This is a genomic window from Mycobacterium sp. NPDC004974, assembly GCF_053600815.1.
The window spans coordinates 61,710-77,417 of the sequence record NZ_JBSGAQ010000017.1 but is presented as its reverse complement, the minus strand read 5'-3'; the positions used below and the strand labels follow the sequence as shown (position 1 = coordinate 77,417).

15 protein-coding genes are annotated in these 15,708 nt (G+C 66.4%); 12 read left to right on the top strand and 3 right to left on the bottom strand.

The features are described 5' to 3' along the window. Positions 1–31: 31 nt before the first annotated feature. The 7 genes from ACWEFV_RS28585 (at position 32) to hchA (ending at position 6,322) form a co-directional block, all read left to right on the top strand. The gene (locus ACWEFV_RS28585) at positions 32–1,333 is read left to right on the top strand and encodes an NAD(P)/FAD-dependent oxidoreductase (protein WP_450072656.1); all 1,302 of its coding nucleotides are present in this window, start codon (positions 32–34) and stop codon (positions 1,331–1,333) included. Next, complete coding sequence (locus tag ACWEFV_RS28580) at positions 1,327–2,034, top strand: DUF1365 domain-containing protein (RefSeq protein WP_450072655.1); 708 nt, start codon at positions 1,327–1,329, stop codon at positions 2,032–2,034. The genes ACWEFV_RS28585 and ACWEFV_RS28580 overlap by 7 nt, the downstream gene beginning before the upstream one ends. After that, positions 2,031–3,299 carry a class I SAM-dependent methyltransferase gene (locus ACWEFV_RS28575; RefSeq protein ID WP_450072654.1) on the top strand — a complete coding sequence of 423 codons (1,269 nt, stop codon included), beginning with the start codon at positions 2,031–2,033 and terminating at the stop codon, positions 3,297–3,299. The genes ACWEFV_RS28580 and ACWEFV_RS28575 overlap by 4 nt, the downstream gene beginning before the upstream one ends. 8 nt (positions 3,300–3,307) lie before the next feature. Then, positions 3,308–4,075 (top strand): DUF1295 domain-containing protein, encoded by a 768-nt coding sequence (locus tag ACWEFV_RS28570; protein WP_450072706.1) that lies wholly within the window; start codon positions 3,308–3,310, stop codon positions 4,073–4,075. An 8-nt stretch (positions 4,076–4,083) separates the two neighbouring features. Then, entirely contained in the window at positions 4,084–4,659 is a 576-nt protein-coding gene (locus tag ACWEFV_RS28565) for a sigma-70 family RNA polymerase sigma factor (protein ID WP_450072653.1), read from the top strand. Beyond that, entirely contained in the window at positions 4,656–5,360 is a 705-nt protein-coding gene (locus tag ACWEFV_RS28560; RefSeq protein ID WP_450072652.1) for an anti-sigma factor, read from the top strand. The genes ACWEFV_RS28565 and ACWEFV_RS28560 overlap by 4 nt, the downstream gene beginning before the upstream one ends. 80 nt (positions 5,361–5,440) lie before the next feature. Continuing rightward, complete coding sequence (hchA, locus tag ACWEFV_RS28555) at positions 5,441–6,322, top strand: glyoxalase III HchA (RefSeq protein ID WP_450072651.1); 882 nt, start codon at positions 5,441–5,443, stop codon at positions 6,320–6,322. A 92-nt stretch (positions 6,323–6,414) separates the two neighbouring features. Here the strand turns inward: hchA and ACWEFV_RS28550 are convergent, their stop codons facing one another. Beyond that, entirely contained in the window at positions 6,415–6,792 is a 378-nt protein-coding gene (locus ACWEFV_RS28550; RefSeq protein WP_450072650.1) for a DoxX family protein, read from the bottom strand. Between the two features lie 134 nt (positions 6,793–6,926). Between ACWEFV_RS28550 and ACWEFV_RS28545 the strand changes: the two genes are divergently transcribed. From ACWEFV_RS28545 to ACWEFV_RS28535, 3 genes are all read left to right on the top strand, one after another. Continuing rightward, the gene (locus ACWEFV_RS28545) at positions 6,927–7,442 is read left to right on the top strand and encodes a MarR family winged helix-turn-helix transcriptional regulator (RefSeq protein WP_450072649.1); all 516 of its coding nucleotides are present in this window, start codon (positions 6,927–6,929) and stop codon (positions 7,440–7,442) included. Positions 7,443–7,517: 75 nt separating this feature from the next. Beyond that, positions 7,518–8,123 (top strand): NADPH-dependent F420 reductase, encoded by a 606-nt coding sequence (locus ACWEFV_RS28540; RefSeq protein WP_450072648.1) that lies wholly within the window; start codon positions 7,518–7,520, stop codon positions 8,121–8,123. Positions 8,124–8,148: 25 nt separating this feature from the next. Further along, on the top strand, positions 8,149–8,613 hold the full coding sequence (locus ACWEFV_RS28535) for a nuclear transport factor 2 family protein (RefSeq protein ID WP_450072647.1): 465 nt from the start codon (positions 8,149–8,151) through the stop codon (positions 8,611–8,613). Between the two features lie 67 nt (positions 8,614–8,680). On the opposite strand, the gene ACWEFV_RS28530 is transcribed toward ACWEFV_RS28535, so the two are convergent. Beyond that, positions 8,681–9,190, bottom strand: coding sequence for a DinB family protein (locus ACWEFV_RS28530; protein WP_450072646.1), 510 nt, complete (start codon positions 9,188–9,190; stop codon positions 8,681–8,683). Positions 9,191–9,320: 130 nt separating this feature from the next. On the opposite strand from ACWEFV_RS28530, the gene ACWEFV_RS28525 reads away from it, so the two are divergent. Both ACWEFV_RS28525 and ACWEFV_RS28520 read left to right on the top strand, forming a co-directional pair. After that, positions 9,321–9,782: an SRPBCC family protein gene (locus tag ACWEFV_RS28525; RefSeq protein WP_135460264.1), complete on the top strand. Its 462-nt coding sequence runs from the start codon at positions 9,321–9,323 to the stop codon at positions 9,780–9,782. Positions 9,783–10,044: 262 nt separating this feature from the next. Next, entirely contained in the window at positions 10,045–12,201 is a 2,157-nt protein-coding gene (locus tag ACWEFV_RS28520) for a hypothetical protein (protein WP_450072645.1), read from the top strand. Positions 12,202–12,406: 205 nt separating this feature from the next. On the opposite strand, the gene ACWEFV_RS28515 is transcribed toward ACWEFV_RS28520, so the two are convergent. Then, positions 12,407–15,652 (bottom strand): arabinosyltransferase domain-containing protein, encoded by a 3,246-nt coding sequence (locus ACWEFV_RS28515; protein ID WP_450072644.1) that lies wholly within the window; start codon positions 15,650–15,652, stop codon positions 12,407–12,409. Positions 15,653–15,708: the final 56 nt, after the last annotated feature.

The window sequence follows — 15,708 nt, the reverse complement described above, 5'->3', positions numbered from 1 at the left end:
TCCGAACCCCATCCGGCTCCGAATACCGGGTGTGGAGCACATTCATCCTGGTGCGCGTTCGGTAGCGGTGATCGGCAGCGGCGTCGCCGGCCTGACCGCCGCGTATGTCCTGTCGGCCCGCGACCGGGTCACCCTCCTGGAGTGCGACGACCGCTTCGGCGGACATGCGCATACACAGCATCTCGCCGAGGACGGCCGCACGGTCGCCCTGGACACCGCTTTCCTGGTGCACAACGACCGCACGTATCCGACTCTGTGCCGGCTGTTCGACGAACTCGGAGTCCGTACGCAGAACACCGACATGTCGATGTCGGTGCGCGACGACGGCAGCGGTTTGGAGTACGCGGGCGCACGTGGCCTTGGCGGCCTGTTCCCGGCCTGGTCCAACCTGACGCGGCCTCGTTATCTGCTGATGCTGGGCGAGATCACCCGATTCCACCGCCTGGCAACCCGGCTACTGAGCCGGCCCGCCGGCCGGGACGAGGAGACCCTGGACGAGTTCGTCCGGCGCCACGAGTTCTCCCAATACTTCATCGACCGGTTCATGACCCCACTGGTAGCCGCGGTCTGGTCGTGCCCGCCGGGTGACGCGCTGGGTTATCCGGCCCGCTACCTGTTCGTCTTCCTGCAGCACCACGGCATGCTGTCGACCTTCGGCTCACCGACGTGGCGCACGGTGCAGGGCGGGTCGGGCACCTACGTCGACGCCATCGTGTCCAGAGTGCATGAGGCCGTCACCGGCGCACACGTGCGATCCGTGCGGCGATGCACCGACGGCGTCTCGGTCACTGTGGACGGCCACGAGCCCCGGCAGTTCGACGCCGTCGTGATCGCCGCACACCCCAGCGAGGCTCTGCTGATGCTGGCCGAACCCACCGTTGCCGAACGATCCGTCCTCGGCGCCATCCCCTACCACCTCAACCAGGCGCAACTGCACACCGACGAGTCCCTGCTGCCACGCCTACCGCGGGCGCGAGCGTCATGGAACTACCTGATCGATCCCTTCAATCGCGCAGTCACCGTCACCTACGACATCACCAGGCTGATGCGGTTGGGCGGCCCCCGCCGTTACCTGGTCACGCTCGGCGGGGCCGATCGGGTCGACCCCTCGGCTGTGCTGTCCGAGATGATCTACAGCCATCCGGCCTACACAGCTGAATCTGTTGCCGCTCAACAGCTCCTGCCTTCCCTCAACGATGACCGGTTGGTGTTCGCCGGCGCCTATCACGGCTGGGGATTTCACGAGGACGGCGCCCTGTCGGGGTGGCGGGCCGCCCAACGACTGGGAGCCCGGTGGGCCGGCCAGTCGGCACCGGAGCCGCTGGCATGCTGACTCCCGCCATCTACCGCACCCGGATCACCCATCTCCGCCAGGCACCGGTGCGTCATCGTTTCACCTACCGTGGGTACAGCTGGTACGTCGATCTGGACCGGATGCCGCGCCTACCTCGCTGGCTGGGTCCGTTCGCCCGGTTCGAGGTCGGCGACCACTTCGCCGGTACCCCGAAAGACTCACTGCGTCAACGCGTTGACGCGTTTCTGCAGTCGCACGATGTGGACCTCGAGGGCGGCAGCGTGACCGCACTTCTGCAGGCGAGGGTGCTGGGATATGTGTTCAACCCACTGAGCCTGTACTGGTGTCACGATGCCGGCGGCACGTTGCGTTTCGTGGTGGCCGAGGTGCACAACACCTACGGCCAGCGTCACGCCTATCTGCTGCCCGCCCACGGTCGCGCCCGAGTAGCCAAGCGCATGTACGTCTCACCGTTCAATGCCGTCGACGGGCACTACCGGGTCCTGGCTCCCGAACCCGCTGAGCACGTAGACGTGACGATTTCCCTTCACCGTCAGGGCCATCCGGCCTTTGTCGCCACACTGCGGGGTGACCGCAGGGCGGCGACCACCGCGGAGGTCCTCCGCCTTCAACTGGCCGCGCCGCTGGCCCCGCTGGCAGGCGCCATCGCCATCCGGATCGAAGGGATCAAGTTGTGGCTGCGCCGGGTTCCCGTGATACCCCGAGAAAGGTCGCTGTGAGCATCCAGATCGAGACGCGCTCCACCATCGACGCGACGCGCTGGCCCGACGTGGCGCGGCCGCCGGGCGGACCGGCCGCCGCCATCGCCGGCGCGGTGGCCGCACGGCTGCTGGAGCGGGCCGCCGCCACATTGCCGGTACGTTTGACGCTGCCCGGCGGAACCGTCATCGGGGCGGCCGACCCGACGTTGCCCACCATGGTCATCGACCGACCGGAGGCTCTCACCCGCAGAATCGGGCGGTACGGCCTGATCGGCTTCGGTGAGTCATACATGGCCGGTGAGTGGCATTCCACCGATCTCGTCGGATTGCTCACCGAGTTCGGAAGATCGATGGGTGACCTGATTCCCGCTGCACTGCAACGGTTCCGGAGCGTGGCCCTGCCTCGGCCACCACGTTCCCAGCACAACGAGCCCGCGCAGGCCCGGCGGAACGTCTCGGCCCACTACGACCTGTCCAATGAGCTCTTCTCGGAGTTCCTCGACGAGACGATGACATACTCCAGTGCACTGTTCGAGCACCTGCCTGCCACTCCGGACGTACTGGCAGATGCCCAGCGCCGCAAGATCGACCGGCTGCTCGACGCGGCCGGTGTCGGGCCGGGCAGCCGGGTCCTGGAAATCGGGACCGGGTGGGGCGAGCTCTGTATCCGTGCCGCCGCGCGCGGCGCGCAGGTCCGTTCGATCACCCTGTCGTCCGAGCAGCAACGGCTGGCCCGGCACCGGGTGGCGGCCGCCGGCCTGGCCGATCGGGTCGACATCGACCTGCTCGACTACCGCGATGTCGATGGCTGCTACGACGCCGTGCTTTCCGTCGAGATGATCGAGGCGGTCGGATATCGATTCTGGCCCACATACTTTCAAGCCCTCGACCGCCTTGTCCTCCCGGGCGGTCGCATCGCGATCCAGGCGATCACGATGCCGCACGCCCGCATGCTGGCCACCCGCGACACCTACACCTGGATACAGAAGTACATCTTCCCGGGCGGGCTGCTGCCCTCGACCGAGGCGATCATCGGCCTGACGGAACGCGGTACCCGGCTGCGGACGGTCGACATGATGTCGCTGCGTCCGCACTACGCCGAGACCCTCCGGTTGTGGCGTGAGAGTTTCCTCGCGCGCCGCGACGCGCTGGCATCACTGGGATTCGATGATGTGTTCCAGCGGATGTGGGAGCTGTACCTGGCCTACTCCGAGGCGGGATTCGCCGCCGGCTATCTCGACGTCTACCAGTGGACCTTCGCACCGACGGGAGGACACCGGTGAACCTGCTCGTGATCGCCGCGGTCTCGCTGGCCGCGCTGGCCGTCGTGCACGGATCTACCTTTCTGATCGGCCGAAAACTCGGGCGGTACAACGTCGTCGACGTGGCGTGGGGTATCGGTTTCATCGTGGTCGCCTCGATCAGCGCTGTCCTGGGCACCGGCGACCCCTTCCGCCGCATCCTGCTGCTCGTCCTGGTCGGGCTCTGGGCGGGACGGTTGTCCTGGCACATGGTGCTCAAATCGGCGGGAAAGGGTGAGGATCCGCGCTACCGGCAGCTGCTCGGCGGCGACTTCTCGGCCGGTCACGTGCTGCGCAAGATCTTCGTGATCCAGGCGGCCGCAACGTGGTTCGTCTCGCTACCGGTGCAGCTGTCGGCCACCCTCGGACCGACGCCCACGGCCCTGCGGCCGGTTCTGATTGCCGGCGTGACGGTCTGGGCGGTCGGGCTGGCGTTCGAGGCGATCGGCGACCACCAGCTGCGCCGGTTCAAATCCGACCCGGCCAACAAAGGCGCGATCATGGACCGCGGCCTGTGGGCCTGGACGCGCCACCCCAACTACTTCGGGGACAGCTGCGTGTGGTGGGGGCTGTGGTTGGCGAGCATCTGCGGCTGGGGATCGCTGGTGACAGTGCTGTCCCCGGTGTTGATGACGTACTTCCTGGTGTATGCGACCGGTGCGCGACTCGCCGAGAAACACATGGCCGGACGACCGGGATTCCCTGAATACTGCTCGCGCACTTCATTTTTCATTCCCGCCCCGCCGAGATCCGGATAAGCAGGACGATGCCGGCCCCAGTGGCTAGGCTGCTGTGGGTGACCGCCGAACTCGACGCGTTGCTACACCGGGTGGCCCGACACGACGTCGACGCCTTCGCGGCTCTGTACGACCAGACGAGGTCAAGGGTGTTCGGTCTGGTCACCCGGGTTCTTCGGGATCCGGGATACAGCGAGGAAACCACCCAGGACATCTACCTTCAGGTCTGGCACGCCGCGGACACCTACAACCCGGCTGCCGGTTCCCCGATGGCCTGGCTGATGACGCTGGCACACCGGCGCGCGGTGGACCGGGTGCGCGCCGAACAAGCCGCCAGCCGGCGTGAGTCCCGCTACGGCGCGAGCAACGTCGAGCCGCCCGTCGACCACGTCGCCGACTCGGTGATCACCCGAGACGAGCAACGCAGGGTGGCCGACTGCCTGTCCTCGCTGACCGAGGACCAGCGCGAGTGCATCCACCTCGCCTACTACGACGGGCTGACCTACAGCCAAGTGTCGCAACGGCTGGCAGCCAATCTCTCCACCATCAAATCCCGGATGCGGGACGCGATCCGCGGCCTTCGCAATTGCCTGGGGGCCGCATGACCGAACCGATGGACCCCGAGCTGACCACGCTCGCCACCCCGTACGCACTGCACGCGGTATCCGACGCCGAGCGCACCGATATCGAGCAGCGCCTGGTGGCGGCACCGCCGGAGGTCGCCGTGCAGTTCGCGAATGAAGTACGGGACGTGCGCGAGACCATGGCAACCGTGGCGGCGAGCACCGCGCTTGAGCCGCCCGCCGATCTGCGGGACCGGCTGCTGGCGGCGGTGTCGGCAGGTGAGCTGCGGACCACCCGGCACCGCTGGCGCACCGCTGCACTGGCCGCGGCGGCCGCCGCCGTGGTCGCCATCGCGGGCATAGGGATAGGCATCGCGATGCGGCCGGCCCCGACACCATCGACTGCCGAGCAGATCTTTGCCGCCCCCGATGTGCGGACCGTCTCCGGCGCCATTCCCACCGGCGGCACCGCAACGGTGGTGTTCTCCCGCGAACGCAACGCCGGCGTGCTGGTGATGAACGGTGTCACGCCCCCGGAATCCGGCACGGTCTATCAGATGTGGCTGCTACGCGAGGGCGGGCCGGAATCGGCGGGCACCATGGACTCGGAGGCCGTCGCGCCGTCGACCACGGCGGTGTTGCCGAACCTCGGTGACGCGTCGGCATTGGCCTTCACCGTCGAGCCGGGTCGTGGTTCGACGGCACCGACCACGCCGATCTTCGCCGAGTTGCCCCTGCGGTGATGTGGCATGCATGGGGCGGGCGGAACCGGGGTATTGCTGAGACGACCGCGAGAATTGCTTACGGAAGTAGGTGACACGAGATGTCACAAGACTCAGACAACCTCAGCAAGGTGCCCAGCCCCGATCTGGCCGAGGACAACGCCTACTTCCCGTCGCCCTACTCGTTGAGTCAGTACACCTCAGCCAAGACCGACTTCGCCGGCGTCGAACACAAGGGCGCCTACACCGAGGGCCGGTGGAAGGTGCTGATGATCGCCACCGAAGAGCGCTATGTGTTGTGCCAGAACGGGAAGATGTTCTCCACCGGTAATCATCCGGTGGAGATGCTGCTGCCGCTGCACCACCTGATGCAGACCGGATTCGACGTCGACGTCGCGACCATCTCCGGGTACCCGGCCAAGCTGGAGTTGTGGGCTCTGCCCCACGAGGACCCAGCCGTGATGTCGACCTATGAGGCCCTCAAACCCAAGCTCAAACAACCTCTCAAGCTGTCCGACCTGGTCGACAATCTCAGAGCCTCCGACTACCTGGCGGTCTTCATTCCCGGCGGCCACGGTGCCGTCGTCGGGTTGCCGGGCAGCGAACCGGTGGGCCAGACGCTGAACTGGGCCCTGGACCACGGCCGGTTCATCATCACCCTGTGCCACGGTCCGGCGGCACTGCTGGCCGCCGGCCTCGGCAAGTCCCCGTCACCGCTGGCTGGATATTCGGTGTGCGTGTTCCCCGACTCGCTCGACGAGGGTCCCAACATCGACATCGGGTACCTGCCCGGGCACCTGCAGTGGCTCGTCGCCGATCTGCTGGCCAAGCAGGGGCTCACCATCGTCAACGACAAGATGGCCGGCACCGTGTATCAAGACCGCCGACTGCTCACCGGTGACAGCCCGCTGGCATCCGACGCACTGGGCAAACTGGCCGTCAACTGCCTGCTCGATGCGCTCGGGGTGGAGCGTCAGGCCTGATCGGATCCGACCTGACGGCGTTCGGCGCGATGATCCTGGTCGGCGTGACGCGTCTGGTCTTGACCTGACCGTCACGCCGCGGGTCAGTGTCATCAGCCGAGCGGGAAAGACCCGAACCGGCCCCAGGCAACGAACACCGCCAAAGCGAACAGCACGACGTTGACGACGATGTTCGCCCATTCCTTCCTGCGGGCGTGAACGGTGGCCGCGCCGACCATGACGAGTGCCAGGCCGACGGCCGCCAGCGGAACGAGCACCGGGGCGATGTGTGTTACTGCCGGCACGATCAACCCGACCGCGCCGAGGATCTCGACAGATCCAATGGCACGAATGGCGGCCGGGCTCACATCCTGCGCCCAGCCCTGCCCGGAACTGACCAGCTTGTCTTTGGGCACAGCCAGTTTCATCAACCCGCTTCCCACAAAGCCCGCAGCCAGGACGATGGCGGCGGTCCACAAGGCGATGTTCATGGTGCTCTCCTCAATTGTCGGGTGGAGCTCAGTGCCAATAACAGCCCCACCTCGTCAGCAATGACTTGAAGTTTCACATTATTCCGCCCGTCTGCGCACAGGAAACATCAAGTAAAGGGATTACCCTCAATCCCGTGACCGACACGTCCGACCGAGCGGATACGCACTGGCTCAGCGAGGCGGAGCTCGCGGCATGGCTACCGTTCAGCGCGACGATGATGGCCCTGGCGAGCGCCCTTGAGACGCAGTTGCGCCGCGACTCGAAACTGTCGCTCTTCGGCTATTTCGTGCTTGCGGCCCTGAGCGAGGCACCCGATCGCACCCTGGCAATGAGCCACCTGGCGCTACTCGCCAGCGGATCGTTGTCACGGGCCTCGCACGCCGTATCGGCTCTGGAAAATCGGGGCTGGGTAACCCGTGCCCCAGACCCCGACAACGGCCGCGTCACGCTGGTGACACTCACCGACGAAGGCCACGACAAAGTGGTGGCGAGTGCACCGGGACACGTGGATGCCGTGCGGCGGCTGGTGATCGACCCACTCACCTCACAACAGTTGCGCCAGCTCGGGCGCGCGTCGGAAGTCATCCTCGAACAGCTCAACACGACCGGCGAGCGCCCGCCGTGGGAGGACCGGGCACGTCGCGGCTGACGATGCCGTCGGAAATACTGGGCGCCCCGCCACGGTTACGTGAGTTGAATCTTCAATCGTCACCAGGAGGAGACCATGCGATTCGGAACAATCGGCGGGGGGAATATCGGACTCGCACTCGCCCGGCATGTCGTCAAGGCCGGATACCCGGTGACCATATCCAATAGCCGTGGGCCGCAATCGCTTGCCGCCGTCGTCGACGATCTCGGTCCGTTGGCCACGGCCGGGACCGCGGCCGAAGCGGCGCAGGCCGACATCGTCTTCCTGGCAACACATTGGTCCGTGGCGACCGACGTCCTCGACTCCCTGCCGAACTGGGATGGTCGCATCCTGGTCGACACCACCAACATTTTCGAGGTTGTCGACGGCGCACTGGTTCCCGCCGAACTGGGCGACCAGACCGGCAGCGAGATCATCGCCGCCCACGCGCCGGGCGCGCGGGTCGTCAAGGCATTCAACACGTTGTACGCCGCCTACATCGACGCAGATCCCCGCCACGAAGCCGGCCGCCAAGTTGTCTTCTACGCCGGCGATGACGACGACGCCAAGGCCACCGTCGGTGCTCTCATCGATGAATTCGGGTTCGCCGCAGTCGATATCGGGCCCCTGCGCGACGGCGGTCGGCTCATGCAGATCGACGGAGGACCCCTGTCCGGCCTGCATCTGCTGAAGCAGGACTGACCCCCTCGACCCAGGGAGAAATTCAGTGATCGACGACATCGAAGACTTCCGTGCACTCGATCCGTTCTTTCGGATCATCGAGCAGGGCCTCGCGGGATTGGTCGACGGCGAGCACTTCTTCGACCTACTGGCCGAGGACGTCGTTTTCGATTTCATCATCACGGTCCCCGGCTACCCACGCCATGTCGTGGGCCGCGACAACCTGGTCGAGCTGTACCGGGGCTACGGCGACACCTTCTTCCTCGACCGCTGTTACGACCTGCGGACGCATCACTCACCATCGACGTCCACTGTCGTACTCGAATACTCATCGGCAGGCCGCGTGGTGGCGACCGGCAAGCCGTACGGCAACAGGTACATCTCGGTGGCCACGGTCAAGACCGGAAAGTCACCCACTGGCGTGACTACCTCGACCCGCTCCGGGTCTCCGCAGCACTTGAGGGACGCACCTTCGAACCTGACGCCACCGACCCGAGCTGATCTGGGTTGACATGTCCGGATGCCTCCGGGAGCCGTTCTCGGTACTCGCAGGGCAACTCCGCCAGCAGGCGCCGTTCTCAGACCCCCGCCTGCCCGTCGATACGTTCGCGGATCAGATCCGCGTGCCCACAATGGCGGGCGTACTCGGCGATCATGTGCGTGTAGATCCAACGCAAACTGACCTCGCCGTCCATGAATGCGGCGGTGTCATCGAGCCGACGCTCGGCACAGTTGAGACGTGCCTGCTCGACCTCGTCGTTCCAGATCTGGGCGGCAGAGCGGAATGACGATTGCGCGGATACCTCAAAGCCACCGTCATGGCCGTTCGGATCCCGGGGTCCGAAGATCGGTGGCGCGTCTTCACCGGTGAGCACTCTGCGGAACCAGTTACGTTCGACTTCCGCCGCGTGCTGCACCAGCCCCAGCAAGGTCAGCCCGGACGGCGGCACCGACGCCGAACGCAGCTGCGCATCATCCAGGCCGTCGCATTTCAACATCAACGTGGCGCGATAGAAGTCCAACCAGCTCTCCAGCGTCATGCGCTCATCAGCATTCAGTGGCGGCATCGGCCGCTGGATCGACGTCATGCCCCGTGATGCTGCCATCGCACTCCGACATCGCCACCGCCGCCGGGACGGTAGGCCTTGTGCTGACGCCGGTGCATATGTTGCGCTGGATCGAACGCGTTCAGGGTGTCCGGGAGGGGAAACCATGGCCATGGAAGGCTCGGTCACGGTGCGGATGTCCGCGCCGGCGGACCGCATCTGGGACCTCATCTCCGACGTCCGCAACACCGGGAAGTTCTCGCCCGAGGTAATGGAAGCCGAGTGGCTCGGCGGGGCGACCGGGCCCGCACTCGGCGCGCGGTTCCGCGGCCACGTGAAGCGCAATGAGATCGGACCCGTCTACTGGACCACCTGCAAAGTGACGGCCTGCGATCCCGGGCGTGAATTCGGCTTCGCGGTGATGATGGGTGACCGGGCAGTCAACACCTGGCACTACCAGTTGGCACCGGCCGGAACGGACACCGATGTCACCGAGTCCTTCCGGATGCCGCCGGGAGCGTTCACCGCCGTGTTCTCGGTTCTCGGCGGTCAACTCCGCCAGCGCCGCAACGTCCGCGACATGCGCAAGACGCTGGAACGGATCAAGGCCGTCGTGGAGGGCTCGGGGCAGTAGGCGCCCAAAGCCCGGTGCCCCTGTCGATCGACCTCCCCCGAGCCGGCCAGACGCAACTTCCTGTGCGCACCTTTGCGCAAGCTGTGTATTGATGAGAATTCCGCCAGGGCCCTGGTCCGTGTAGCGGCCCGGCGTGACATTTAGTTATGCTTAATATTGCGTAGGCATACATCTTGGCGCCCACCATTGGCACTTGTACATCTGGAAATCACGCGGTCGGGAGTGATGTGACCAGGCACCGGTCATCATCGAGGAGGTCGGAATGACTGCTCTCAGCCCCCCACCCGTCGACTTGAGAACTTTGCGGCCCGTCGAGCCGCTGCCGCCGCGCCGCCGGCTCATCCCCCGGTCACGCCGAGGCAAAGCCGCCATCGCCGGTGGATTAGTCGTGTTGCTGGTCGCCGGGCTACTCGGCGCGACCTACACGACCTCGCCGGGAGGCACCTTGTGGGGTGTCCAGAAGGCGATCTTCCCCGAGCACGCGCAAGGCGTTGCCCTGACCGCCGTCGTCGATGATCTGAAGACGGCGCAGGACATCCTCGGAAGCGGACAGCAGCCGACCGCCGATCAGCTGACCGACGCGCGCACGGCACTCAATGAGGCCAAGCAAGGCCTGGACTACGTCTCCCCGTCTCCGCAGCGCACCAGTCTGCAGAACCTCTATCTGCAACTGACACAACAACTTCTGCAGTACACCCCAGATTCGGTGCAACAACTGGTGGCTCTGCCCGCACCAGCTGCGGCACCGCAAATTCCCGACGCGACACTGACAAGCGGGGCCGCGCCGACAAGCGGGGCCGCGCCGACATGGGGGTACACGGGCGCTGGTGGCGACGACTTCATCCCACCGCCACCCGGCGTTCCGGTCGAGCCTGTAGCCGGCTGGGCCCAGCCCGCGGATCCTCCGCTGACTCCGAACCTCGGGTACCTCGGTTACTACGACCCGTCCTGGGGACAGCTATACGGCTACAACCAAACTGGCTGGTACAACTACGACCTCAGCGGCTACAACCAGTACGGCTTCGATTTCCTCGGCTACGACCGCTGGGGCTACGACCGCTGGGGTTATGACCGGTGGGGCTATGACCACTGGGGGTACAACTGGGGCGGCTACAACTGGGCCGGCTACGACCGCCACGGCTGGGACCGCAACGGCTGCAACGAATGGGGCCAGCGCCGCGACCATCCCGGTGACCCCCGCAAGCAAGACTGGTACGACCGCCACCACCCGTACAAGCAGTACTACCAGTGGAAGTTCCAGAACCACGATCCGGTGTACCGCCGGGCGCAGTGGAACCGGGCCCACGGATTCAACCCGGACAGGTACCAAAACTGGAACAGGAACCGGGATTGGCACAATCCGCGTAACCGCGACTGGGCACGGCCGGCCACCCCCAATCCAGTCATCAAGGTGGACATCCGCGTCTCATCTCCGGTGGTGAACCTGAATGCCTCACTGGCGCAGTTCATCTCAAACGACAAGACGACCCGCAGCTCCGCGGCGCTGATGAAGAACCTCGCGGACAAATCCACCCGTGACTTCACCAGAGAACTCGCGCCGCGGCCGACCATCCTCACCGAGCAGGCGCCGGCGTCCCCCCTGAAAAACTGGCCCGCCGCACCCAAGGCGAGCCACGAAACAACTTTCGCACCACCGGCATTGACGGCAGCCACGCCGGCTACGCCACCGTCCAAGGTGTCACCCGAGTTTTCCGCACCCAAACTCCCGCCGGCGCCCGCCGACACACCGCCGACGATCGACAAGCCGCGGGAAAAGCCAGAGCCCGCACCGGACAACATGGCGCCGAAAACGGACCCCGATCGTTCCGCTGAGCAGATGCCGACACCCCCGAAGGGGGACGCACCAGACCGTGCCGGGGCTCCGCCGGCCGAGCCGAGACCGGACACCTCATCCAAACCTGAGTTGACACCTCCGGCCGAACCGAAAACGGACAGCCCGTCAGACCCTGTGGTGACACCGCCCCGCGAGGACTCAACACCGCACCGGGACAACCCTGTTCGTGAGGCACCCGCACCGGAAGCGCCAGCACAGGAAGCTCCGGTACAGGAGGCGCCGACGCGGCAAGAGCCACCGCAAGAGCGCACCGCACCGGAACGACCCACCCAGGCTCCGGAGCCGCCGCGGCAGAAGCCCGCACCAGAACCACCGGCCCAAGCACCTGTTCCTGAGACCCCGGTCCAACAAGCGCCAGTCCGGGAGGCACCGGTCCAACAAGCACCAGTCCGAGAGGCACCGGTCCGGGAGGCACCGCCCCAGCGTGAGGCGCCCGTTCGGCAGAAGCCCGAGCGGCAGGCACCGCCGGAACGTGAGGCTCCGCGATCCGATCCGGGCCCACGTCAGTCGCCCGAACAGCCAAGGACAAAGGGACCCAAGTGTTCATCATTTCCGATGTGCTGAACATCGGTGTCCCGCACGGTCACTGACGCCTGCGCCACAACAGCAGGTAGACCGGGCGCCCGACCAATCCGAGCGTCGTCATCACGACCATCAAAGCCGCCACGACCGGGCAAACGTACCTGACGCTGCCAGCTTCACCCGGCGGCACATTCGTCAATCGCATGAGGCTCGTGGGCCCGCGCATGGACCCCTGACCTCGCGCTCGCTATGGTCCGATGCGGATCGGCGCCGGGTTCCACAGGCCGCTGCGGGTGGCGGTGCCGAGGTCCAGGTGGGCCTCGGAAGCCTGCACGATGGGGTCGAATCGGCGCAGCGAGCCCCAGTCGCGTCCCCAGTCCCGGGACAGGTAGGTGGGCATGACGTGGGCGCGCAGCAGGAGGTCGGTGATGCCCAGCGGCCCGCCATTCTCGCCGCTCTGCCAGGTGTCGGGCATCTCGATCTTCGCCGGATAGTCCGGGGAGATCCGGTATTCGGGGACTTGGGCGACGCCGTTGGCATGCAGCATGGGCTGTTGACAGGGGAACACCAATCCCACGGCCCAGTCGAGCAGAACCGGCTGCGTGGAGCCCAGATACTCTTGCACCGAACGTAATTCGGGCATCCGGGGCGGAGTGACGGCCACCCAGTCACCAACGTTGAGCGAACGGTCTTCGGCAACTACCCGGACGAAGCGGGCATCGGCGGGGATCTCGGCGCGGGGGAAACGGAGGTTGCGCCAAGCAGGTTGGGGGCCGATGTCGTAGGGGGTGAGCCGGCCACCGGGCACGAGGGTGCCGTCGGGGCCCGGTGTGCCGTATTCGAGGGCGACGGTCTGGGCTGCGGTGTGCCCGGACAGCACACTGTTCCCGGTGATGGTGCCGGCAGCGGTGATCACCACGAGCGGGTGGTCGTTGTCCGCAGCAGGGAGTCGATACCACGCCGAGGTCAATGTGCTGACTTGTTGAGGCCCGGCGGTGAAGCTACCCGCCATCGGCACCCGCGCGGGGTCCAGGCCGTAGGGCAGCGCGACGCTGGAACCGTTGGCCCCAGGTTGGTCCAGGGCGGTGGCAGCTTCCCAGTCGTAATCGGTTCCGGATTTGGGTTGGCTCTGCCAGATCGCCTCGGCCAGAGTGTGTTCGGGCACTCCGTTGGTGCCGAAGCCGACGGATTCACTGCCACCCAATGGGCCCAGCGGACCGTAGCCTCCGGGTAGCGGGGCCAGGAATCCGGTGTTCGGGTCGGGTTCGACGAGGACATCGTCGGCCAGCCCGCACCCGCCAGCCAGCTCGCGCAGGTTGGCCCAGCCGTTGGAGTAGCTGGGGTACTCCTTGATCACTCCGGTCAGCATCGAGCCGGCGCACACCACCACCATGAACCCCGCCGCCACCGGCACGGGTGCGGCAGTCAGCACGCGGGTCAATCGAGGCTCCGGCCGCGTCGGTGAGGCCAGGTGCAGCCAACCGGCGTAGCCGGCGGTCAGTAGGCACAACGCGAAGAGGATGGCGCTGGCGGTGACCGGCCCCCAGTGCGGGCTACTGTCGTTGAACGGCACCCCGTAGCTGGAGACGTACCAATAGCCGTTGGTCGACGCGAAACACAAAGCGAGAACAAAGAATACGGTCGCCAAGAAAGCGACCCGGTTGCGTGCCGACTGCAATACCGTCGGGCCGAGCAGCACGGTGGCCACCGCGGCCATCGCCGCCCCGGCTGCGGCGAACAGCCCGAAATGGTGGATCCACTTCGTCGGCGCGAACGTCAGCAGGAACAAGGTCGCGAAGATGACACCCATCAGCCGCCACACCGGGCCGGTGGCAATCCCCGGAATCCGCTTGCGCCGCAACAACACCAGCATCGACGGGAACAGACACGCCATCGTGATCAGAATTCCGAAACGACGCGACAGGGCAGCGTCGGTCGTCGACAGAACCAGGTAGAAGTAGCGCAGGTTCTCGGTGTACCAGGGCTGAGCGGGTCCGATAGCCGTGCGGACCTCGGTGGCCTCGCGCACCGCGGCGATGGTCTGATCGGCGAAGATCACCGTCAGCACCACGACCCCGGCCGCCGCCAGCGGCAACAGCACCGGCCAGATCCCCACCGTTTTCGCGCGGGCGACGATGATGCGCAGGATCGGGCGCCCGCCTGCCAGCAGCACGGCTACCGCGATGATCCCGGTCGGCTGGATACCCAGCGTGAATGCGGCCACGACGATCGCCAGCCCCACCGGGGTGACGCGGCGGGTGACGATGGCGCGTTCGACCAGGACGTAGGTGATCAGGGCGCCGGTGGCGATCTGACCTTCGGGACGCAGCCCGTTGTTGAACGGCATCCACGCCGCGATGAACACCAGCGCCGCCGCCCACACCGCGGCGCGGTTACCAGCCACTGCCGGACCGAGCCGGGGCAACACCTCACGTGAGAGCAGCAGCCAACACACCAACGCGCAGATCAGGTCCGGCAAGCGCAGCCACAGACTGGCGTGGCTGACATGGGTCATGGCGGCGATGAGCTCGTAGTACCAGCCGAACGGGTCCTCGGGGCTACCGAACCAGCGGAAGTAGTTCGCCATGTAGCCGGCATGGCTGGCGGTGTTGGCCATGCCGAACTGATAGCCGTCATCGGACGATCCCGCGCCGGCGATGAACCAGAACACCGACACCACGACGACGGTCGCGTCCACCGCGGTGAAGTAGCGCCACCGGGCCGGAATGCGCCGTTGCGCGCGGCGGCCATCGAGCCGGTCCAGCCGCCACAATGCCAGCAGCCCAACGACGGTGCCCAGGATTCCGGCGAGCATCGCCGCCATTTTCAGCGGTGACGGGGAGCTGGTGAAGCGAGTGTCGATCGTCGCCGACAACGACAGCCCGGGCGGGGCCGGACCCGTCAGATCGGTGAACACTCCGACGATCTGTGGCCGCAAGTTCGGGTCGGCGAACCCACTACGCAGCGCGGTGCCGGTCTCGGGATCGATCAGGCCGGAGACGGAGGCGAACGTGCCCGCCGTCGATGAGGACACCTCCAGCTGCCGGCATGCCGGGTCGTCCATCCGGGCGCGGGGCACGCTGAGGACAACCACGTTGCGGGCGATCACGTCGACGCGCTGTGCGGTGGCCGTCACGAACAATCCGTTGAGCATCGCCTGCTTGCCGGCCGCGGGCGCCGTCCCCAGCACCAGCTCAGCCGCAGTTGGCATCTCGCGAATCACGGTGCACGGCACCGATGCCGTCAACGAAATCGGTGTCAGCGAGACGAGCGGCGCGGCGACACTATCCAGCTGTCCGTTTTGAGGCCAATTCAGTGTCGCCGTGGTCTGCACCACCGGCAACACCGGAATGAGCGCACTGGCCACGAACCCCACCAGGCCCGCGATGATCGCAACGAGCCGGGTCACCCGCAGCGGTCGGCCCGATCGCGCCACCGACTCCTCAGCGGGAGCGCCCCCGGCAAGAGGGGTGGTGTCGCGCACCAAGCTCATCGGGCCTCCCCGACTGTCGTGTTCGCGCGCATCGCATCATCAGTATCCGAAGCAAC